Source organism: Emticicia sp. BO119 (assembly GCF_013912375.1).
Classification (GTDB): domain Bacteria; phylum Bacteroidota; class Bacteroidia; order Cytophagales; family Spirosomataceae; genus Emticicia.
On sequence record NZ_JACETV010000001.1, the window covers coordinates 829,096 to 850,503 of the forward strand.

Consider the following 21,408-nt stretch of genomic DNA (forward strand, 5'->3'; position numbering starts at 1 on the left):
TCGGAATAAGAGCCTGGTTCTTATTTCAACTTTATCAGGATACTTTCTGTTCCACTATGTTTCAGTTCAAAAGCTGTATTAAAAGCCATCAGTTTTAGATCTCCTGCTGGTGTGATATTGGTAATGATTTCTTTACCATCTTCAAAAGTAATCACTACCATTTCTTTTCCATTCTGGTCTTTTTTTATTTCAATTACCGGACTCATAGCTATTGACGTTTTGTGTGAATAAATACGTATATAACTCCTGTTATTAAAATTTGTTTTCGAGGGTTTCTGATTTATTGACAATGGTTTTTGTAGAGTGATTAAAACAAAACTGCCTCAACTTTTTAGCTGAGGCAGTTTTGTTTTAATTGTATTCTTAATAACAATTACTTGTCAACCCATTGGCATCGAATGTGGTCGTATAAGTACCCTTTTTAGCATCGTAGGCTACCACCAATACCAGGCCTACTTTTCCGGCTCTTTTGGGCGAACAATATTCAAATAAATAATAACTATTGGCTTCGCCTCTTACGACTCTGGCTAATTCGATAAACTTCGCTTCCAGTTCATTTTTATTCTGTGGAAAAACGGAGCCATTTTTACCAATAGTGGTTAACACAGCTTTGTCTATTTCAGTACCTAACCCAATGGTAAATACTGATATTTTAGAATTGGCTTTGCTTACTTTGTCTAATGCTACCTGCTTCGAATAGCGGGCGGCCTGATCTGTGCCGTCGGTAAATACTACTATCGAATAAGCCGATATATAACTTTCTTTCTGCAAATCTTTTAATCTCTGTTCCGCCTTATCCACCGACTTGATAACCGCACCGTATAAATCTGTTGATGGGTCTTTAGAAATACTCGCACTCAGATTCTGAACGGCGTTTGTAAGCTGACTTTTATTAGAAGTAAAGTCAACGAGTGTATTCAGTTTATCTTCGCCGTCAAACCATGCGATGCTTACCAGATAAGAATCATCTCCAGAGGTGGTAATAATATTATTGATAAAACTAATGGTAGAACTTTTGAGTTGCGTTAAGGCTGTTGAGGTGACACTGGCACTTAAATCAAGCACAATCATGGTATTATGCCTGAATTTCTGCGGACTTGGTGAGAATTGCTTGTTAGCCTCACTTTCAGAAATAGCATTAGCGCATTCGTCGTTTGAGCCTTGTTCATATACTTTAAAATTTCCTGTTGTCAGGCCGGAAACGGGAAGGAATCTGCTTGAATTTTCATTCACTTTTAAAATCATACTCAATTTACTGCTACCTGGTACAATTTTAGGGGCTGAGATAGCCGTAATGACTAAGTCATTATAAAAAATATCGGGACAGTTGCGATTATGGTCTGGTTCACAGGAGTTGAAAAGGAGGGCACAAAAGATTAGTAAACCGCCAAGGAAAATCTTCTTTGTCATGGTGAAAATAGGTTTTATTTAGTATAAGCACGTAAAAGTCTTGCAAATTAAGTATTTGTATTGGTAGGTTTCTGTATTTCTAACGAAAAATAACAGTAAATGTGATAACGTGGCCCAAATTTTAAGTTTAGCTTATTGATTTTTGTTTTATCAAGAGGAAAACCAACTGGTGCTTTATCTAATCTGGAAGTCTGCAGAGACGTAGATAAAGGCTTGAGTTTCACCATCTTAATATTTTTTTAATTGGTAGTTTCGGTATGATTGAATAAGTTTGAAAAAGTTTAGAAAGGATATTTACCGAAAGAGATGATAAAAGGGAGAGGAAGAAGACACCCTTATTTACATAAAAGAACTTAATAAACGTACGCTTATTAAGACTGTTCCATAGAGCAGTTAATTGTTAATTGTTTGATTAAGGAAAGACCTCTGCTCATGGCGGAGGTCTTTTTATTTAGAAAAGATAAACCGGATTATTCACTTGTAATCCACTGCCTGAATCTTAGTGTATTGCCGCTTGAGTCAGTTACATAAAATTCTCTTGCACCCCAGGTCTGGTCTATGGGGCCTTGGTGAACAGGTGAGTTTGCTTTGCCAGAAATATCCAAACCCCGGTCAAGATAGCGTTGAAATCTTTCATCAATATCCGTTACCGGAATATTTATGACACTACCGTATAGTGTTTCACTTTCATGGGTGGTTAATTGCAACTCCGCACCTTCATTGATTAAATCCACTACTGGATCATCGGCTGTTTCTTCGGGGTATTTCTGTTTGAAATCTAATATTTGGGTATAGAAGTCGATTGCTTCCTGCATATTGTGGACTTTGAAGAGGGGGATGAGTTTCATTGCAATTAAGAGAATAAAATATGGTACGCTTTTGTAAATCTTTTACTTATTAATTTATAGGTTCATTATTCAGAAGTCTTAAGTGATTCAGGGATGTTAAATCCATGTTCAACAAAAAAGTCTCTTAATATTTGCCTTACCATTCCCAAATACTGTCTTTTAGAGTTGTTAAATTCTAAAAGTATCTGGATTTCCCTTTTTACTTTTTCCTCAAGCTTAATAGTTAATCCTTTAGGATAATTATACAACTTTTGATAATTTTCTATGGCTTTTTTTGTGAATTCAATTTGTGCCAATAACAATATTAAAACCTTTTCTCTTTCATGTACTAATTCTATTCTCTGTAATTTATAGACATTTATAGAAGTTTCAGCCATTATCTTTTTTCTGGAATTATTTTGAACTGTTTGCCTTGGTTTTATTATTGCTTCTTTTAAGTCATACTCAAAGTAATTTTCAGGGTCTTCTATGCAAGGATTAATTAATAAACGATAATTAGTTTCTTCTTCAATAAACTTTTCCTTTTCAGAATAAGTATAAATAAAATCATTTTTAGATAGGGGGAATTCGTCATTTTTTCCTGTTCTATTACATTTTTCGCAAGCAAATAGTAAATTATTCCAGTCCGCAGCAAACCACCAGTATTTTGATTTTGGTCGGAAATGCTCAACATCTCCTGCTGAAATGTGTGTAACATTACTATCACAATATGCGCATTTGTGGTTAAAGATTTCAATGAGCTTATTTTTTATGATAGGATTTCTGTAACAAGTAAATTCAGGCTTTTGAGCTTTATCTTTCGTTGGATTTGAATAATAATCTTTAGCAGTTTCAAACTCTATTTTTAGCTTGTCGTGAAAATCTTTTGGCTTATTAACAAAGGTTAAATCAGCCTCCTGCCTTTTTGCTTTAATCATAATTCTAATAAAGATTCGTCCAATGTTTTTATTAAATCATTTATCTTATTTTTTACTTCTTCTTTAAGTATTTCTTTAGGTTTTAGCCCTCCATTCTTAATATTCTTAGCAATTAGTTCATCAATTACATAATAGAATAACTCTTCTCTTAAATTATCACCTAGCTGTTTTAGTGATTTTAAATTGTCCTGCAAATCACTAATTCTCTTATTTTCTTCACTAGTACGTTCGTTGTCAGTTTTTGATAATAGTAGATAATATTCTTTAAAAGTTTCTTCAGTTTTACTATCAATTGTGCTGTTGAGTCCAAAGTATTTAGAGGTAAGAATCTGATCAATTCTTAATCCTTCATGTGGTGGGATATCTTCTAACGAAATGATTTTGTTTTGTTCAGAGTCTTTTTTCAGAATAATTACTTCTTTATCTCTGATACCACGCAAACATAAGGGCTCATGCGTGGTAACAATAAAAAAAACTTTAGGTAAAGCTTTTCGCAACCTCTCAACAATTTCCATTTTCCATCTGGGGTGAAGATGAGTTCCAATTTCATCAATCAAAACGAGTCCACTTGCATAGGTCCCTACATCAGTATATCTTGCATCCGGCCTTAGGGTTGAAAATGTAATTAACAGGTCAACAGCCAGGGCAAATAGCGTTTTGTACCCATCACTTAATTGAGATAGCTCTACATTATTATCATCCTCATTAGTATAAACTTCACCGTTTTCTCTATCTCTAGTTAGGTCTTTTTTTAGTGAAAGTAAAATTTTTATATATGTGCAGGCTTGATTAAACTTGTCTTGCGGTAATTCCAAAAGCCATCGTTTGCCATCTGTAAGTGCAATACTATAATCAAAGAAATTCTGAACTTTTATTTTACTGGTAATCTGTTCTACTACTAAATTACCTTTAGGTAAGAGCCTGGTAGCCCCATAAGCTATTAAGTAATCTTGGTAAGAGTCTAAATTACTTTCAATCTCCCCTTCTTTATTAAATTTGAAATATATAGTAGTTTCATCTATCGTTATTTCTACAGAACCTTCCTGTTCTCCATATTTTAATATATTATTGTCTTTTAAATACTTTTTACGCAAAGTGTCAGGTAGCAATGTTAGAATAATGGCCTGTAGTACAGAACTTTTACCAACACCATTTTCACCTAAAATTAACATCCACGATTCCCTATAGGTTTTAGAAGGGTCTTCAAATGGAAATTTTTCCAACGAATACGACCTATTTTCTTCAAAAGTCCTTAACCTGAAATTTAGCAAATCAATAGATTTAAAATTTTTTATATTTACACTACAAGATGAGAACTTATTTATAGGAATACCATTAGATTTCGTTGAAGGGATTAATTTATCATTAACAGGAGTTTTGGGAACAATATCTATAGTGTTTTTAATACTAAGTTGTAAATTATTTTGAAAGTCAAATATTTGGGTGAAATTTAATAAGGGTGATTTGGGATTTTCAGATAAATATTTGTTTAAAGCCCATCTATTCATTCCAGTAAATTGAGTATTTGGTTTTATTCTTTCTATAATTTGATTAATTAATTCTTCATGTAATGCTTCTTCATTAATTGAATTATAAGAATCTAAAAAAGTATTAAACATAATATATTCACCATATCTTAATTTTCTTAATTCGGCTCTATTTAGACCCAATATTCCAATAGATATTTTACCTCTTTCAGAAATCGGAATAATAATCACCTCTTTGGAGTTAATTTCGTAAGACAAATGTTCTTCGGGATTATCAATACAGGGGTCCAGAAGTAAAGGTTCTTCCATTCGATTTAATTCTTGAACAGATTTTGTTTGCATTATATCAAGTGGGTGAGTATTTCTTACGGGAAATGAGATAGATTTATATAGTTGATTACAAATTCGACAAATGCAAAATAAATTTTCCCACTCATATGCTAACCACCAATATATACTCTTTGGTCTATAAGTTTCTAACTCTCCTAAAGAGACTGTGGTTAGATTAGATTCACAATAAGCACATTTGTTAAAGGACATTTTTCTCAATATTTCCATTACCCCTTTTTGCCTATATAGTTTGTATTGATTATACCTACTTTGAGCATTAGAAGGGTTTAAATGGAATTCCTTAATTTTTAGAATTTCTCCTTCCACAGCTTTTGAATTAAGAATAGCTGGTTTAGGAGGACGTGTTAAGTGTATCATTTTCTGAAAAGAAATGGGTATTTATAAAACTCACTAAATTCTAATAGGAAGAATAAAAATAAAGAATGTTCTTAGAAAAAGAAAGAAAGAGAAGTATGAAATAACAACAAAAAAGCCAGGAGAAATCTTGGCTTTTTTGTTGTTGAGCCCCCAGCCGGGAACTGACAAAATGCCTCTACAGATATTGTACAACATGAAATGCACTCGCATTTCTTAAGGGTGGGTTACTTTATGACCCAATTTGGTTAAAAAAAATGGGTCAATAGTTGGCAATAACACACCCTTAGTTTTTCCCAACTCTAATTTTATACCATTTAGAGCAAGTAATTCAACTGCCTTAAAATATTTCCTTTCTAAATCTTTTTCTGCTTGAGATGTAATAATATTATTACTTCCGTCGATTAGAAATGTTACAGGAACGTCTAAATAATCTGCGAATTTTTGTAACGTGTTTAGATTTATACTCTCTCTCTTAAACATGTTTAAATAAGATTGACGTGGTATATCAATCGCTACAAGCACATTTTCTCTAATTAAACCTTTCTGTTTAATTGTGTCTTCAATGTTGTTTCTGATTTTTTGATAGTTCATATTTATTTACTTTTAAAAATACATTGTAAATATTTTGCTTTTTATGTAAATAATTATTTACATTTGTGTGAAATATCACTTTGCTATGTCGAAATAACGTAAACTTTTTGAAATGGCAATCAATCAAAGTAAATATTTTTCATCATTAACAACCCTTTAACAAATGAAAGACTTAGCATCACTAATAGAACATGAAAGTTCCAATGCGGAAAAAGAGGCTCAAAGTAAACTAGACCCAAATTCGATTGGGACAGTTCGTACATATTCATCAAAGCTAAGTCCTGAACTAAAGGAGAGTTTGAAAAATACCAATAAGTCAGGTGATTTTATGACTACTATAGTTATTAATCGAAAAATTGATATTAAGGAGTATTTGACAGGACCAATAGTTATCAAGCTCTTCTTTCCCAAAGATTATGTTAAAAGAGGTTCTATTGTTTTGCGGAGTCTTTCGGTCTTAAGAGTTCTAAAACCCCCTCAAGAGCCTCTATGATTTGCTCAATTTCAAGGCCGTAGGGGATAAGTTCTGCGGAGAGGTCTTTGTTTAATCCAATTACCATTAGGTAATCATTCTGGTTCCATACCCTATTTACCTCTTCTGCAAATTCAGTATCATCAAGTTCAGTGTTAATCTTAATAGATTTTGTGGTTATGAGTTTGTCTTTTACAAATTGTTGCAAATAGTAGTCGAAAGTATTTGCAATTCGTGCGAAGTCAAGGTTAAAGTTAATCATTTTATCAGTGTCCGCTTTCTCATCAAGCCCAATTGCGATAAAATGTGTGGACTCGTCAAACAGATTGTTTAGGTCGCTTTTGAATTTGTCTCTGTTGGTGGGTGTAGTAGTGATTTCAGAGTTCCTTGAAGTAGTTTCTTTTTTGTCGTCAGTAGATTGGTTGTTTTTCATTTTTTAGTTAGCAAAGGTTGGAAAAAGGGGGAGGGGTGAAGACTCTCCCTGACCTTTGAGATAAGCAAGTTATTTAGTTTTTCAATCATTTTCAATATCAAATTTTAACTTTTAAACAAATGAATACATACGCTATAAATACTGAAAATGACATTCAGTTAAACGAAGTCTCTCCGGGCTATCATTCTTCTCCCATGAAAAGTTTAGCTATTACGCTTAGGCTTCCCTCTAAGCAAATGCACTCAGACGACGAAGTAAGAAACAATATTTTCTTACCCATCATCAATGCAATCCTATTGGTTCACAGTGCTGGAGTAGAATCGGTAGAAAGCAAGATTTCTACTGAAAATGAAAACTTGATTTGTCACGCAAGATTTTACGGCATGGTAGATATAGCGGCAGTAGAAAAAGATTGGAATAGTATTCTGGATTCATTTGGATACGCACAGGCCGCTATTAGCCTTGATGCTTCATTAGGTAGGGTCAATTTGAAAAGAGAGTCTTTTTATCCTGCTTCAACTTTTATCGCTGAATATTAATCCTGTACCAATATGAATAGCACACTCAGTCATTCAGGCGTATATAACGGTCATCTCTCACCAGAAACCAAAAAGCAAATTAAAGAGAGATTGGATAAATGGTTAGCTGACCTTTCAAAAAAAGCAGAGTTGAAAAACTTGCCTAAAGATTTTGACCCTGCTCAACCTTATCCAACATTTATTACCCTCACGCTTCCATCAAAACAGGTTCATACCGACCAGATTATTAAAGAGAAGTGTTTCTTATTCTTCTTTGACCGGCTCTCTGTTCAGTATGATATAAAAAATTACTTCTGGAAAGCTGACTACGAGGAAAATGGCAATATACGCTTTCATCTGGTAATAGATAAATACATTCATTCGGACAAGCTACGAGCGCAATGGAATCATGCAATTGAGTTTTTAGGCTACGTCACTCGCTACAGAAAAACTATGCTTGAGTTCCATAAAGACGGATTCGCTATAGATGGACAGCGCTTAGAAAAGGATTTAGCTTCTTTCCAGCGAATTGTAAATAAGTTCAATACTACTGGCAAAATGCCAAAGATATGTAATGCTCAGTTGCTTGAGTTGTTAAAAGAATCTAAGTCTAAAAGCATCTCCATAACAGAAGACCATATTATGATTATTGCTCAAAATGTTCAGATGGATGCATATTATTTGGGGCAATATGACAACTGGGCCAACCCTAGTACTACCCAGATAGATTCAATATTGAAGTTTAATCGAAGTCTTCGTTTTCTAAATCTTCATCATCATTGTTTAACCGAGCAATTTGGTAAGCCTCCCAGACAAGGTTAAAAAGAGATTCTCCCTTTTCAGGTAAGCCAAATGAATAGAAGTCCGATGAGAAATTCAATACATTGATGTCGTCAACTATCAATACTACAGATTTAGCGTCAATGAGGATTGTCTGAATATTTTTTAGGAAGTGGGTTCTGCTGTGGTTTGGAACAGGTTGTTTGTGGGTTTTAGCAAGTATTCTTTTCTCAGGGCTTTTTAATTGAAGACTGCGGCCATAAAGTTCATTACTAAGTGGTGCCGGATTTTCGTCCAAAGCATAGAAATTGATGGAAAGTTCGCCGCTATCGTCATTATAAATTAGAAAAGCAGCTTTTGAATTATTAATTGCCTCAATAGCAGATTTTAGGAATAAGTCTCTAGTTGGAAAGGATTGAATGTAATGGTTTTTAGATAGCATTTTTATAGTCAGCAAAGGTTGAATATAGGGGGAGGGGTGGTGTACTCTCCCTAGCCTTTGAGACACGCAAAATATTTAGTTTTTCTTTAATAATCAATACCAAAAAAATAACATTTCTAACTCTACTAAAATTATGGCTCACGTGATTACTGAACAAGTCTCAAAGCAGATAAAGGATGAATTTGAGGAGATTTTGAAAAATCATGGAATTGAAGAATATATGTTCCTGATAAGCGATGGTAGAATACTGGCTCAGGAAGCCTCAATAAAAGAAGGAACGCTCATAGGAGCTATTGCTACTTCCATTGAAAATATGGTGTCTGAAACTTGTGTGATTCTACCACCGTCTCGTAAGCATCTTAATTAATATAACTAATATGACAAAGCCCAGAGCAGAATTAAACGGATTCAGCGATAAAAGCGAACCCGTTTCAATCTTCAACATCATCGGTCAACGATACCAATCAGCAACTATAGCCGAAAAGGAACAATTCATTGCCATTGCAGAAACCAAAGCATTGGAGTTAGGGAGTGAGCAAAACAACTTCGCTCAGATGTTCCGCCAAACCCAGAGTAAGCTACCGATTGCGAATGTTAAAACTTACTTCCTCCATGCTGCCCATTTAGTGTGGGGTTTAGAATTCGACTTAACAGTTAAGGCCCGTTCAAAAGACGCTAAAACGATTTATTCAGAATTCGAGGGCAAATCTATTGCCGTCACTATCGAACCTGTCTTATGAAAGCCTTTCCTCTACTAATCTCACTACTTCCAATTACGCTTTTAATTCTGTGTGTAGTTATAGCGATTCTTAAGTTTTTAACAATCGCTATCCATAGTTTTTTGAAAGAGCAATACAACCGTTTCCGGTATGGACGACCTTCAAAATAGCCAAGCTTTGCAAAAACTGATAGACGAAATAGAATACTTTATCTGGTACTATATCACGATCTGTCAGCCCACTGAATCAGATAAAGACTTACCATTCTGACTATGGCAGCAAATACTACCTACGACCCTTTATTAACCATCAGAAGGTATTTAGGGATTGATTCAAATAAGTATCTGAGTTCTGTTCCAACAATATTTGACCCTGTACTAACAGCTAAATTATCCCTGAAAATGATACATGTACCACCCTCATTAATACCGACTGGTAAGACAATTGTCAGGCATAGAATTACTCCAACCAAGAAAGGCACAGCAGAGCATGCTGAATGGCTTGATTTGGCTAAGATTATTCATTGCTTAGAGAAACTGATTGATTTTGATGAAAGAGGCCGTAAAGTCGTGGTAGATGTATTAAATGATGCTCTTTCAAGACAGGTAATTACTGAAAGCGGTAAGGAGTATATTTTGACTAACCTGAGTAAGAAGCTGGAACAATTGCATGTAGATGTAGAAAATAAGTTTACTAAACCTAAAACGGAAGTAAAACAATGATACTTCACCGCCCTATAGTTTTTTTCGACTGTGAAACTACCGGAGTAGACAAGGAAAACGACCGCATTATCGAACTGGCCCTATGCAAACTCCATCCTGATTGGACAAGAGAAACCAAATGCCGAAGATTAAACCCTGAAATGCCTATTCCTCCGAAATCTACCGAAGTGCATGGCATTACCGATGCTGATGTAAAAGATTGCCCGACTTTCAGACAGGTTTCTAAATCAGTATTTCAATTTTTCGAGGGATGCGATTTGGGTGGCTTCAATTCTAATGCTTTTGATATTCCAGTACTATTTAATGAGTTCGCCCGTGTGGGTATGTATTTCCCTTACAAGAACAGACGCTTCATTGATGCTGGTAATATCTTTAAGATTCAGGAACCTCGCACCCTGAGTGCAGCTGTAAAATTCTATACAGGTAAAACCCTAAACAATGCTCACAATGCCGAAGCGGATATTTTAGGGACTGTAGATGTATTTGAAGCACAAATTCAAAAGTATCCTGAACTGCCCCATGACCTGGACGAATTGCATAAATTCTGCAATTTCGGTAAACCTATTCTTGATTTATCAGGCAAGTTCACTACGAACGACCAGGGCGAAGTAATTATCAATTTCAGCAAGTCTCATAAAGGCAAACTAGCACACGAAAATTTAGATTTTCTGGCATGGATGGTATCGGCGAATTTTCCGGCTGACACGGTTGAAATCGCCAAAGGTATTTTACAAGAACATGAATTTCACTATTAAACAATCATACAATCAATGAAAGCAAAAGTAAAAGTCAATGATGGGGACACTGTAGAAATCGAACTGACTCCTGAACAAATCACAGAATATGAGCGCAAATCTAAAGGTTTTCGCAGCATCAAAACCGTAGAAGATGCCTTTGAATTTCTAGGTATTAACTATCAGGAATGGCTTGATAAACGCAACAATTTAGAACCCCATGAAATCGCCTATGGACAACTCACCATCATTGCAAAAGCCTTGAATGGCGGAGAATGGATGACCTATGATGATACCGACAAATATAAGTATTATCCTTGGTTTCACGCTAAAGGTTCTGGCTCTGGTTTCGCGTTTGACGACTACGGCTGCGGTGGCGCGTATTCGGGTGTGGGTTCCCGCCTCTGTTCTAAATCGCGTGAAATCGCCGAATATGCAGGTAAACAATTCTTAAATATCTATAACCAATACATCAATTAAAACTCATGAAAAATCTCGAAACCTTTGAAGCCGCTACTATTAGCTTAGGCATTGACCCAACCATTTTGCCCCAAGTGGAAGGTATTGAACCCGGACACGGCAAAGCGATTACCTCGCAATACAAACTTTATGTCATTAGTCAGGCTGCATGGAAGGCCGAAGGTAAACTGATCGACTGGAACGACTATGACCAGGCTAAATATTATCCGTGGTTTGATATGGAAAATTCGTCGGGTTCTGGCTCTGGTTTCGCGTTTGCGGCTACGGCTGCGTTAACACGCATTCGGATGTGGGTTCCCGCCTCGTGTATCCAAGCCGCAAAGCGGCCGAATTCGTAGGCGAAACGCATTTGGGATTGTATAAAGACTGGATGGTACTATAAAGAAATAGGTGGTATGCTGTAGTGCTTCGTCGGGTTCTGGCTCTGGTTTCGCGTTTAACGACTACAACTACGATAACACGAATTCGAATGTAGGTTCCCATCACTGCTATTAAAGATTTAACAGTATACACCTTGGCAACAAGCCAAAAAATAAAAGTTTGAACGGGCGCTGGTACTCAACAGGAACGCGACTAACTAAAGCAGAGGCAATATGAAAAGAATAGGAAATTTATTTGAAACAGTTTATAGCATTGGCAATTTGTATAAGGCCGATAATCTGGCACAACGTGGCAAGGCTAAACAGTTTGGGGTAGTTCTTCATAACTCCACCCAGGACGAAAACTTGTTGAAGCTTCAAACGATGCTAGTCAATAAAACCTACCAAACCTCTGACTATAAAGTTTTCAAGGTATATGAGCCGAAAGAGAGGGAAGTGTATCGTTTGCCTTACTTCCCAGATAGAATCACACATTATGCGATAATGAATGTATTAGAGCCAATTTTTATGTCTGTCTTTACAGCTGACACTTACAGTTGCATCAAAGGCAAGGGCATTCATTCGGCACTACGAAACCTGAAAGAAGCCTTGAAAGATGTGGAAGGCACAACGTATTGTTTGAAATTTGATATTACTAAATTTTACCCGTCCGTTGATCACGATATTTTAAAGGTTCTACTAAGAAAGAAATTTAAAGACAACGATTTGCTATGGCTGTTAGATGAAATCATTGACAGCGCACCAGGATTACCCATAGGAAATTACCTCAGCCAATTTTTCGCTAATTTCTACCTTACCTACTTTGACCACTGGCTGAAAGAACAAAAAGGAGTGAAGTATTACTTCCGTTACGCTGATGACATTGTGATACTATCTGACAACAAACTAAAGCTTCACATTTTGCTATCAGAATGTAGGCAGTATCTCAGTCAAAATTTAAAACTCCAGATTAAACCTGATTATCAGATTTTTCCGGTTAAAGCCCGGGGTATTGACTTTGTTGGCTACAAATGTTTTCACACGCATACGTTGCTTAGAAAGTCGATTAAAAAACGGTTTGCAAAAGCTATCAAAGCGGGTAAGGGAAAAGAAACCTTAGCGAGTTATCTGGGCTGGGCAAAACATGCTGACACTATAAACTTATTGACTAAACTATTAAATGAACCAGTTCAAAGAATTTAACATCATTGCTGAAAACAGCACTTTCATTGGCGATAAGGTCAAAATTAGTAAAGTGCTTAATAGAAAAATTGAAGTACACACTTATAAAGTAGAAGACTCTAAACACAACCCTGGTAAGTGCTTATGCTTGCAAATTAAAATGGATGGAAAAGACCATATCATTTTTACAGGTTCAACAGTATTACTGGCTACCATCCAAAAAGTGCCAAAGGATAAATTTCCTTTTGAAACAACCATCATTGAAGAAAACAAAATGTTTCAGTTTACCTAATTGCCAATAAAATGAGCATGACCCTGAACACCGAATTGACCTTGATAGACAAGATTCAAGCCGCTTTAAAAACACGAAATAAGGACGATTTAAAGGCAGTCACTTACCTGTTAAGAATCAAATGCCATCAGTCGGGAACAGATATGTTGGAGTTTCTTGCAGATAAGATTTTTGTGCCTTCTACGGCCTTAGAAACGGATAAATCAGATTTTGCCTGCCCTTATTGTCCGCAAGATTCAGCGCAGGTTTACAACGGTTTTGCAGGTCTGAAAACCCACATTAGCAAAAAGCATTCACAACACTTTCAGGAGTGGAAGAAAACAATAAATCCTGTTCACTTAATCTAACTATTGATATGTGTCATGGACAATGCAGATTTCAAACCCACAGCAATTTTACAACTTGTATAGCCTGTGGATTCACTGCTAAAACGGCAGTATTCGAAGCGGCCTTTGAGGAAAATGAAGAAACCAATTTCGATTATTCTCAATGGGCGCAACAGCAACATGATTGGAACGAACCTATAAACGACCATTGGGACGAATATGGAAAAGAAAATACCAACCAAGCAGGAGAAGAATAAGAAGTACTATCTTATCAAATCTGCAAAAAAACTCAATCCATTAGATTTTTACATAAGTGCCGGACTGTTTTCATTAGCGAGCATATAGTGCCGTCAAAATACATTTACTCCCTTAGAGATAGTTTCGGGTATTCTATTCAACTAACCGCTTTGTAAGTAAACACAAATTAATCTTAACTCTATGAATGCAAGAGTAAAACAACTTTGGATTGATGCCTTAAGGAGTGGTAGATATTATCAAACCTTTCATGAATTTCGAGTTCAATTTATTAACGATTGCGATTGTTATTGTGCATCTGGTGTGCTAATGCATCTCTATAGCCAAGAGGTTACTAGAATTTCAAATTGGGATAGTATTCCAATCGAGGTTTTAGAATGGGCAGAACTTCCAACAGCGACCCCTAGTCCGAATGATTCTGCTAACGAATTCAGTATTTACGATGTAATTGAATTGAATGATGGGTTAAAATCATTTGCTGAAATAGCTGATTTTATTGAAGAACACTTTTAACAATCTCAATTATGACTAACAAGAAAGCCAATGAAGTAAAGCAAGATATTGAGGCATTGCTTAAGAAACATGGGGTTGATAATTATTACATAATGTTTGGCGATACTAACGATGTTTTCGTAAAAGGTCATGTAAAAGATGGAACTCAACTATCAATGTATTGTAGTGCTTTTACAGCGGTATTAATTGCTAATGGTGAAACTAAGAAATATTAGAAAAATGGAAAATCTAACTGAAAAGCAACAAGAAGCATACATACACTTCTTAGAACATTATCCCAAAGCCGTAGATAGGTATATATATGGTGGTATGGCTAAAGACCATGTTATTTCTCAATCAATTGTAAGCATTCTAATCAAGAAAGGTTATTTAGTTAACGCGAAGCCTAAGCTAAACGCTTATGAGAGGTCGTTATTTCTTGCTATTCCACAAGATGAAGATTTAATCAATCTGCCATTAGAAGTTGGTTTGGCTTTTGATAATGGGTTTCGTTTAACAGAAGTCTTAAGGGTTAATGAAAAGATAGTAGTTGCAAAAATTACTTATCCATCAGGGCATCAATACAATGCTCATTGGCCTATCAAACATACCCTTTGGGGCATTCCTGAGGATTTGAAGCCCAAGTTACGTTCAAACGAGCAGGAATCTATGTTCTAAGCCTTTGGCTTGTCTAACGCTCGGTTTTACCTTTTTTTCTCTTTTACAATAACTCGGAGACTCCATGCATTCACGTCGTAAATGGCGTCAATGCCGGCAATAACGCCGAATGTGGAGTTAAATGCAGCTAAATAAATCGGTTATGAGTCAATTTGATATTTTCGGTAACGTAGCCACGCCAAAAAAGGCGTTGGCAACTGCATTGAAAAATAGTATGCTAAAGCAGGTCAGCAAAAGTCATGATGATGATAACGACACTACCCGCGTATTAGCTACAATCAAAACTACTGCAACTATTAAACCTCACGTGATTGTTGTTAGTAGCAAATTCGGAAAAGCTTCCTATCCAGGAAGCCCGGAAGAGGCCGCTAAATACATTCAATCACAGAACTCATTAAAAAACCTATTACAAGAAACTGATAAGTTGTATAATGGTTATCTCTCGCCGAATACTAAGCGTATGATCAAGAAAAGGCTTGACAATTGGCTTACAAGTATCTCAGAGAACGTAAAATTCAAGTATTTAAAAAAAGAGGTCAATAGAAATCAAGTATATCCTACTTTCATCACCCTTACCTTACCTGATAAACAAAAACATAAAGACCAAACTATAAAAGATAGGTGTTTCATGCCTTTTATAGAATGGTTAACCAGTGCGTCTCAGGAAGTTGACCGTAAAGGAAACCCTAAAGGCTGCGGGGTACAATGCTACTTCTGGCGTGCAGAAACACAGAAAAACGGCAATGTTCATTTTCACCTGATAGTAGATAGATATATACCCTACGACAGACTTCGAAAAAAGTGGAATCAATACATTGAAAGACTCGGGTATGTGACCCGGTATCGCCAAAAAATGCAGTTTATCTATGAAAATGGCTTTGTAGTGAATACTAAGCAACAAATGTTTGAAGTTCAGCGATTGAGAAAAATTGCAGACAGGTTCAATAAAACCAAGAAAATGCCTAAAATCTCGATGCAAAGATATAGCCGTTTGCTGGATGAAATGAAAGAAGCAACCCGGCTTAACCGTAAGGTATCAGAAGATACTTTGTATGCTGTAGCGGAAGAAATGCAAAGAGATGCCTATTTCATGGGACAGGATAATAACTGGTCTAATCCTAATACAACCGATATTAAAAAAGTAGATAATATTGCCTCGTTAGCCTCTTATGTATGCAAATACATAGCCAAAGATGTAGAAACTGCTCCGCTTTTAGCTAATCAGACCTTTGAAGAATCCAACGGAAAAAAGTATGTAGTTACTGCTACTCAGGAAGACGGAATAACTTTCATAGTTAGTAAGGAAGAATACAAACCCGTTTTCCTCGTCCGTAAAGTTCGGGGCCGTATTTGGGGCTGTTCTGATAATCTACGTTCAAAAGAAGTAGAATATCCTAAATATGAATTAGTTGAAGAGGAACGCGTATTGGATAGTGACCCTAAAGCTGTTAAAAAGTTCTATAATCGTACGCTTGGTAGGAATTACATAGCTACTGAATGCGTAGATGCCGTCAAAAGTGACAAGAAGCATGTACGCGAATTTAGGGTTAATGACTTCTGTGTAACATATTCAAGCAAACAGGGCATAAAACCTTTACTCACTAAACCCATACAGCAAGACTACACGATTCATTACCAGAACTTATTTAGAAATCTGTATGGTACAAGCACCTGAGCCCCTAAAACGGTTCGGATGCTGGCAGGTTTTCCCCGGTGGAGATATGGAAAATGAAGCCCTTGGATATGAGATTACAGCCGACCGACTTATTGAGTCGGACTGGTGGGTTTCGTTCCTTACCGAACCGAAATTTGATTGGAACACCTTTATCCATGCGTATTTCTTCGCATGCCAAGAAGCAAAAGTTGAAATGATTAATCTTAAGATGAATTTTTTATAGTGGAAAAACCATTCGAGACATATTTTGGCGGAAAAGGCTCACAGGGAACTTATCAGGCCATCATCAACCATATTCGTCCACATCAACGTTTCGTAGAAGTCTTTGCCGGGAATGCTACTATTTCCAGAAAAATGAAACGGGCTGACGAAAATATTTTAATTGACCTGAACCCAACAGTGTGCGAACGATTAGTTGAATGTATGGAAGGGTATAAAGTTGTTAATCAATCAGGCATTGAGTTTTTGAAAAATGAGTTAATAAATCCAAGTCTATTAAAAACGGCCTATTTTATTGACCCTCCTTATTTGATGGAAACTCGTAAGTCGGCTAATCAATATGAATTTGAATTAATACCCGCAGAGCATGAAGAATTATTACAGGTAGCAGTTAAACTTGATAATCCGAATAATGATTTACTAATCTGTACCTATCCCCATGATTTGTATAAAGACTATCTAAAAGGATGGTTTTTATATGAATATCAAAGCACCACACGCGGAGGATTGGCTACAGAATGGTTATTTATGAATTACCATGAATCTGACATTACCGATTTACATGATTATACTCATCTTGGTGGCGGACACAGAGAAAGGCAGTTATATCGCAAGAAAATGAAGCGTTGGTTAGAGAATTTTGGCGAATTACCTCAACTGTTCCAAAACCAACTATTGGCAGAATTGCTCAAGGAGCACCAAATACGGCGTGAGGTGATGAAATAGCTGCAGTAACGCCAATACTGGCGTGCAGGTACCGAAGCGTGACTCCGCAGCGGCAGGGGATTCAAAGAATTTCACAACTCTGCCTTTAGCGTGACTCGAGTGACTGTATAAATAGCGTGATGAGATCTGAATGTGAAAAAGCTCAGAACGGTAATGTAATAGTTTTCACGGTAGATATCACAACGCCATTAAAAGAGTGAAACCATGGTCTTAACTCCATTTATGGCGTTTTAGGCCCTTGAAAATAACAGGAAAAATCATTCCTGATTATAACGCCAAAAACAGCGTGCAGGACCATGGAACAATCAAAGACAACGCCATTAATGCAGTTTATTCCGGATAAAATATCAATACAAGATTCAGGCTTTCAGCAATTAGTGTTGAGCCTGTTTCCAAATATTGGTATGCTTGATTCAGGTTTTGTGCGAAATGGCTTTACTGTAGTTACTGCTCCTGATAAGATTGTAAATGGTGAGATTAGAGATTTTAAAGGAGTGCCTGGGCGGTTTGATGGTATCATAGGCGGCTCACCTTGTCAGGATTTTAGCGGTTTGAATAGAAATCCCGGTACACTCAGTCAAGAAATGCTTGACGAATATAAACGAATAGTTCGGGAGTGTCAGCCAGATTGGTTCTTATTGGAAAATGTAACTCGTGTACCTGATGTAGAGATTGAGGGATACTATGTACAAAGATTCAATCTCTCACCAACCGATTTAGGGTTTGAACAATCACGCAATAGAACCTTTCAGTTTGGAACTAAAGACGGTCGGATTATCGAACTCCCTGAACCTGTCAAGTATAATGGCAAACGTGAAAGGTGTGTAACAGCTAGTGAAGGGAATAAACCTGACAGACGGACATTTGAAGAATTTTGTAAGCTACAAGGTTTCACCGAAGTGCCTGAACTCGGCAGTTTTACCAAGTCAGCAAAGTACCAAGCAATAGGCAACGGAGTGCATTTAGGGGTTTCGTATGTGATAGCACGTTATTTGAAAAACGCCATTTTTTCACGGTATCCTAAGACGATTTTTAATACTAAAGTATGTGCCTGTGGATGTGGTAGAATTGTCTCTGGAAGAAAGCTAAGTTACAATGATGCTTGTAGGAAAAGAGTACAATTAAAACGTGAAGTTACCTGGAATGATAACAGTAAAATTGTCACAGTTTGATCTAAAAATGTGAGCCTCCGGAAGTAATTATTTGAGCATTATTCACAGACAAGTTTAAACAAGTGTGACAGACCAGGAGAGACCAAGTAGCAAAGACTCACATTTTGTCACAGTTGAAAAATGTATAAATGATTGTTTTCAGAAAGATACTTGATTAATAATCAAGTGCTTATATAATGTTTGCGGCATCAATGTCGCAAACATTAAATGTGATTCGGCAGCCGTGATTTAACCGGTACAATTCACAATGAATTTTTCACAGAAATTGTTATTTAATAAATATGGCACTACATAAACTAAAAACATGGCCTGAATATTTTCAGGCAGTATGGGCAAAGGAAAAAACGTTTGAAGTCCGTTTAAACGACCGAAATTTTAAAGTTGGTAATAAGCTTTGGCTACAGGAATTTGACAATAAAAAGAATGAATTTACTGGTAGATATATCCAAACTAGAATCACTTATATATTATTGGGTGGCTCTTTTGGTGTGATTGAGGGTTATTGTGTATTGGGTATTTCAGAAGAAATAGTAGGATTCAATTTTAGTAAGCCATTGTAATAGTTTAAGATTATGGCAGGACAAACTACAAATTTGCCACTAAACAGAGACGAATTTTGCCAACGTTATAGATGCTCAAAAAAAACATTCCAAAGATGGATTACTATCTATGGATTAGAATCTGCTGTGCCTAATATTAGAAAAATCAAATCTTTTACCCGTAATCAAAGTCAGCTAATTGTGGATATACTAGGTTAGTTAAAATTTATATCAATCTGGCTATTTGTGGACAATTATGGTTTGATATGGCCATAATTTGGAAGCGATTCTTAAGACTTTGTAATTTTAGTAAAGTCTTAAAAATCTACCAATCGTGAACCAATCCAATCACCCGACAAAAGAAATCGCTGAAAATGTAAGCAATTGCTTAAAGGCAATCACTATTGCTGATGCCGCAAATGATAGAATCGGAGGCGTGTCCATCACTTCTAAACAAAAAGCCTTAATTTCTGCGATTTCTGTCTCTCTCAATTCGGATGAAAATCAAATATCCGAACAATTAATACTTCGAAAGATCTTGGAAGCTTTGGCAATAGGCGCGTTAATTCCTGCTTCTTCTCTATCTCGGTCATTATCTGCAATAAATAACTATCTGCCTGTTCAGGCATTTGACCCGAATCAATACGTCGAAAGGGCGGTATATGATGAACTCAGGTCAGAGTACGACCAGATTTATGCTGATGCAGGCTCAGATAATATAGTAATTATGAGTAGAGAAGAATACGAAGAATTAGGATTATCCGAAGAACAAATCGGGGAGATTGTCAACATTGCTCAGCAATATGAGTACCCTACAGCCGTACAGATTGTTAAACAATACCTATCAGACGAAGAAAATGACGAAGACGTATCTAGCGGTTATTGAGTACTCCGATAAGGGAATCGTAGTGATAGAATCGGAAGAGAAATCGTTAGAAGAAATTGCACGATTTTATCAGTATCACGAGGCAATCGAAGCTGAATTGGAACGGGTAACGAAAGAGAACGAATTTCTGCGAAATACCTTAGAATCGGGCACAATTCGCAATGAACAATTCCTGACTTCTTTGCTCCAAATCTTTACAGCAATCGGGGTTTACGATTCTAAGAAAAACACTTTGAACCTCGAACCGATTTTAAAGCCCTATTTTGAAAAAATGCTGGCTGATAATCTGAAAAACGAAAGAAAGAAAAGTAGGCTGGCGCGTAAGTGGGAATTGTGGAGATATAAGGCAGGAGTAGATGCCAAAAGCAACATTCTGAATGCCGGATTTAAAGTAGCAATGTTCTTCCTTTTTAAAAAATCAAAAGCCAAAGAAACCAAATGACCTTTAAAGAAAAGATTTTAGATAAAGTTTTCAATACAGCTACCGATAAAGTAACAAGCGTAGCTGAAAACTTGGTCAATAAAGGTATTGACCAGGCGGCGGCCAATGTAGCTACAAATTTAGGATTGCAATTTGCCAAACCTGCACCCTATACAAATCAACAAATCATTGAGAGTTACAGAAGCCAAAGGCCCGCTGAACAATATGAACAGGTACAACAGCAAGTTCCTCAGCAACCTGTACAACAGCCAATGCAACAATTCTCGAATCCTTTCCTGAATCCAAACTTTGGACAAGTGCAATTAGCTTTTGAGCCGCAGGTAATTAACCGATTGGACGAAGTGCAGGTGGAACGATTGGCTAAATACAAAACACAGATGTTTTTTCAGATAAATAACATCGGTAAAAATGCTATCAGGTTTTTGGGTCAGAAATTCTTTAGTTACAATCTGGAACAAAGTAAGCAGATTGTTGAGGAGTATGAAGCTGGAAGATTTGACGATGAGAAGGCTTACAAAAAAGCGAAGTACAAAATCGAAAAAGTTGAGCAGTTGGAAAACATGAAAGATGATGCAGAGCAGGAGAAACTATTTCGTGATTTTGTAGCTGATGTGATTCTGGATGAACTCAAGAAAAAGAATGAGAGAGGAGAATTGCAGATGCCAACCATGTGGGACATTGCTTTGCAGCAATTCGGGTTTCATACCTGGGCGGTTTTTTCTCCTGACCTGACTTTAGAGTCTTACTTAGGCGTGTAAGTGTGATAGATCGATAAATGGTAGAGCCTTAATTTTCACAGATGTGATTCATCAGGATAGACCAGGTAGCAATGATTCACATTTATTCACAGATAAAATGTGAACGCCCGGCTGTGATGCAGCTCTCAATATTCACACAACTTTTT

The 21,408-nt window shown here is 36.4% G+C and carries 30 protein-coding genes; 22 read left to right on the top strand and 8 right to left on the bottom strand.

Annotated elements, in window-relative coordinates; translation table 11 throughout:
• Positions 1–20: 20 nt before the first annotated feature.
• The 7 genes from H1R81_RS03535 to H1R81_RS03565 all read right to left on the bottom strand — a co-directional run bounded on the left by H1R81_RS03535 (position 21) and on the right by H1R81_RS03565 (position 6,866).
• Positions 21–206: a hypothetical protein gene (locus tag H1R81_RS03535; RefSeq protein WP_181839287.1), complete on the bottom strand. Its 186-nt coding sequence runs from the start codon at positions 204–206 to the stop codon at positions 21–23.
• A gap of 157 nt (positions 207–363) precedes the next feature.
• A complete protein-coding gene (locus tag H1R81_RS03540) occupies positions 364–1,410 on the bottom strand; it encodes a VWA domain-containing protein (RefSeq protein ID WP_181839288.1) in 1,047 nt (348 codons plus the stop codon).
• Between the two features lie 470 nt (positions 1,411–1,880).
• Positions 1,881–2,258 carry a glyoxalase superfamily protein gene (locus H1R81_RS03545; protein WP_181839289.1) on the bottom strand — a complete coding sequence of 126 codons (378 nt, stop codon included), beginning with the start codon at positions 2,256–2,258 and terminating at the stop codon, positions 1,881–1,883.
• A 65-nt stretch (positions 2,259–2,323) separates the two neighbouring features.
• Positions 2,324–3,175: a retron system putative HNH endonuclease gene (locus H1R81_RS03550; RefSeq protein ID WP_181839290.1), complete on the bottom strand. Its 852-nt coding sequence runs from the start codon at positions 3,173–3,175 to the stop codon at positions 2,324–2,326.
• Positions 3,172–5,370: an AAA family ATPase gene (locus H1R81_RS03555; RefSeq protein ID WP_181839291.1), complete on the bottom strand. Its 2,199-nt coding sequence runs from the start codon at positions 5,368–5,370 to the stop codon at positions 3,172–3,174. Before H1R81_RS03555 ends, H1R81_RS03550 begins: the two co-directional genes overlap by 4 nt.
• 213 nt (positions 5,371–5,583) lie before the next feature.
• Entirely contained in the window at positions 5,584–5,961 is a 378-nt protein-coding gene (locus H1R81_RS03560; protein WP_181839292.1) for a hypothetical protein, read from the bottom strand.
• 431 nt (positions 5,962–6,392) lie between these two features.
• A complete protein-coding gene (locus H1R81_RS03565) occupies positions 6,393–6,866 on the bottom strand; it encodes a hypothetical protein (protein ID WP_181839293.1) in 474 nt (157 codons plus the stop codon).
• Positions 6,867–6,985: 119 nt separating this feature from the next.
• On the opposite strand from H1R81_RS03565, the gene H1R81_RS03570 reads away from it, so the two are divergent.
• On the top strand, positions 6,986–7,405 hold the full coding sequence (locus H1R81_RS03570; protein ID WP_181839294.1) for a hypothetical protein: 420 nt from the start codon (positions 6,986–6,988) through the stop codon (positions 7,403–7,405).
• A gap of 12 nt (positions 7,406–7,417) precedes the next feature.
• Positions 7,418–8,206: a hypothetical protein gene (locus tag H1R81_RS03575; RefSeq protein WP_181839295.1), complete on the top strand. Its 789-nt coding sequence runs from the start codon at positions 7,418–7,420 to the stop codon at positions 8,204–8,206.
• Here the strand turns inward: H1R81_RS03575 and H1R81_RS03580 are convergent.
• Positions 8,127–8,672: a hypothetical protein gene (locus tag H1R81_RS03580; RefSeq protein WP_181839296.1), complete on the bottom strand. Its 546-nt coding sequence runs from the start codon at positions 8,670–8,672 to the stop codon at positions 8,127–8,129. The genes H1R81_RS03575 and H1R81_RS03580 overlap by 80 nt on opposite strands.
• A 67-nt stretch (positions 8,673–8,739) precedes the next feature.
• Between H1R81_RS03580 and H1R81_RS03585 the strand changes: the two genes are divergently transcribed.
• From H1R81_RS03585 to H1R81_RS03680, 20 genes are all read left to right on the top strand, one after another.
• Positions 8,740–8,973, top strand: a complete 234-nt coding sequence (locus tag H1R81_RS03585) for a hypothetical protein (RefSeq protein ID WP_181839297.1) — start codon at positions 8,740–8,742, stop codon at positions 8,971–8,973.
• Between the two features lie 10 nt (positions 8,974–8,983).
• The gene (locus H1R81_RS03590; RefSeq protein ID WP_181839298.1) at positions 8,984–9,346 is read left to right on the top strand and encodes a hypothetical protein; all 363 of its coding nucleotides are present in this window, start codon (positions 8,984–8,986) and stop codon (positions 9,344–9,346) included.
• Between the two features lie 251 nt (positions 9,347–9,597).
• Complete coding sequence (locus H1R81_RS03595; protein ID WP_181839299.1) at positions 9,598–10,047, top strand: hypothetical protein; 450 nt, start codon at positions 9,598–9,600, stop codon at positions 10,045–10,047.
• Positions 10,044–10,802: a 3'-5' exonuclease gene (locus tag H1R81_RS03600; RefSeq protein WP_181839300.1), complete on the top strand. Its 759-nt coding sequence runs from the start codon at positions 10,044–10,046 to the stop codon at positions 10,800–10,802. Before H1R81_RS03595 ends, H1R81_RS03600 begins: the two co-directional genes overlap by 4 nt.
• A 15-nt stretch (positions 10,803–10,817) precedes the next feature.
• On the top strand, positions 10,818–11,261 hold the full coding sequence (locus tag H1R81_RS03605; RefSeq protein ID WP_181839301.1) for a hypothetical protein: 444 nt from the start codon (positions 10,818–10,820) through the stop codon (positions 11,259–11,261).
• 5 nt (positions 11,262–11,266) lie between these two features.
• Positions 11,267–11,599, top strand: coding sequence for a hypothetical protein (locus H1R81_RS03610; protein WP_181839302.1), 333 nt, complete (start codon positions 11,267–11,269; stop codon positions 11,597–11,599).
• 255 nt (positions 11,600–11,854) lie between these two features.
• Positions 11,855–12,823 (top strand): reverse transcriptase/maturase family protein, encoded by a 969-nt coding sequence (locus H1R81_RS03615; protein ID WP_181839303.1) that lies wholly within the window; start codon positions 11,855–11,857, stop codon positions 12,821–12,823.
• Entirely contained in the window at positions 12,801–13,094 is a 294-nt protein-coding gene (locus H1R81_RS03620; protein ID WP_181839304.1) for a hypothetical protein, read from the top strand. The genes H1R81_RS03615 and H1R81_RS03620 overlap by 23 nt, the downstream gene beginning before the upstream one ends.
• 11 nt (positions 13,095–13,105) lie before the next feature.
• On the top strand, positions 13,106–13,441 hold the full coding sequence (locus H1R81_RS03625; protein WP_181839305.1) for a hypothetical protein: 336 nt from the start codon (positions 13,106–13,108) through the stop codon (positions 13,439–13,441).
• A gap of 8 nt (positions 13,442–13,449) precedes the next feature.
• Positions 13,450–13,677 (top strand): hypothetical protein, encoded by a 228-nt coding sequence (locus tag H1R81_RS03630; RefSeq protein WP_181839306.1) that lies wholly within the window; start codon positions 13,450–13,452, stop codon positions 13,675–13,677.
• A gap of 181 nt (positions 13,678–13,858) precedes the next feature.
• Positions 13,859–14,188 (top strand): hypothetical protein, encoded by a 330-nt coding sequence (locus H1R81_RS03635; protein WP_181839307.1) that lies wholly within the window; start codon positions 13,859–13,861, stop codon positions 14,186–14,188.
• Positions 14,189–14,199: 11 nt separating this feature from the next.
• On the top strand, positions 14,200–14,403 hold the full coding sequence (locus H1R81_RS03640) for a hypothetical protein (protein ID WP_181839308.1): 204 nt from the start codon (positions 14,200–14,202) through the stop codon (positions 14,401–14,403).
• Positions 14,404–14,407: 4 nt separating this feature from the next.
• Positions 14,408–14,845, top strand: a complete 438-nt coding sequence (locus H1R81_RS03645; protein ID WP_181839309.1) for a hypothetical protein — start codon at positions 14,408–14,410, stop codon at positions 14,843–14,845.
• Between the two features lie 142 nt (positions 14,846–14,987).
• Positions 14,988–16,520, top strand: coding sequence for a hypothetical protein (locus H1R81_RS03650; RefSeq protein ID WP_181839310.1), 1,533 nt, complete (start codon positions 14,988–14,990; stop codon positions 16,518–16,520).
• A 222-nt stretch (positions 16,521–16,742) separates the two neighbouring features.
• Positions 16,743–17,465 (top strand): hypothetical protein, encoded by a 723-nt coding sequence (locus tag H1R81_RS03655; RefSeq protein WP_181839311.1) that lies wholly within the window; start codon positions 16,743–16,745, stop codon positions 17,463–17,465.
• 296 nt (positions 17,466–17,761) lie between these two features.
• Positions 17,762–18,637, top strand: coding sequence for a DNA cytosine methyltransferase (locus H1R81_RS03660; protein WP_181839312.1), 876 nt, complete (start codon positions 17,762–17,764; stop codon positions 18,635–18,637).
• Positions 18,638–18,918: 281 nt separating this feature from the next.
• On the top strand, positions 18,919–19,197 hold the full coding sequence (locus H1R81_RS03665) for an ASCH/PUA domain-containing protein (RefSeq protein ID WP_181839313.1): 279 nt from the start codon (positions 18,919–18,921) through the stop codon (positions 19,195–19,197).
• A 313-nt stretch (positions 19,198–19,510) separates the two neighbouring features.
• Complete coding sequence (locus H1R81_RS03670) at positions 19,511–20,062, top strand: hypothetical protein (RefSeq protein ID WP_181839314.1); 552 nt, start codon at positions 19,511–19,513, stop codon at positions 20,060–20,062.
• Positions 20,034–20,504, top strand: coding sequence for a hypothetical protein (locus H1R81_RS03675; RefSeq protein WP_181839315.1), 471 nt, complete (start codon positions 20,034–20,036; stop codon positions 20,502–20,504). The genes H1R81_RS03670 and H1R81_RS03675 overlap by 29 nt, the downstream gene beginning before the upstream one ends.
• Positions 20,501–21,262, top strand: a complete 762-nt coding sequence (locus tag H1R81_RS03680) for a hypothetical protein (protein ID WP_181839316.1) — start codon at positions 20,501–20,503, stop codon at positions 21,260–21,262. Before H1R81_RS03675 ends, H1R81_RS03680 begins: the two co-directional genes overlap by 4 nt.
• Positions 21,263–21,408 lie beyond the last annotated feature (146 nt).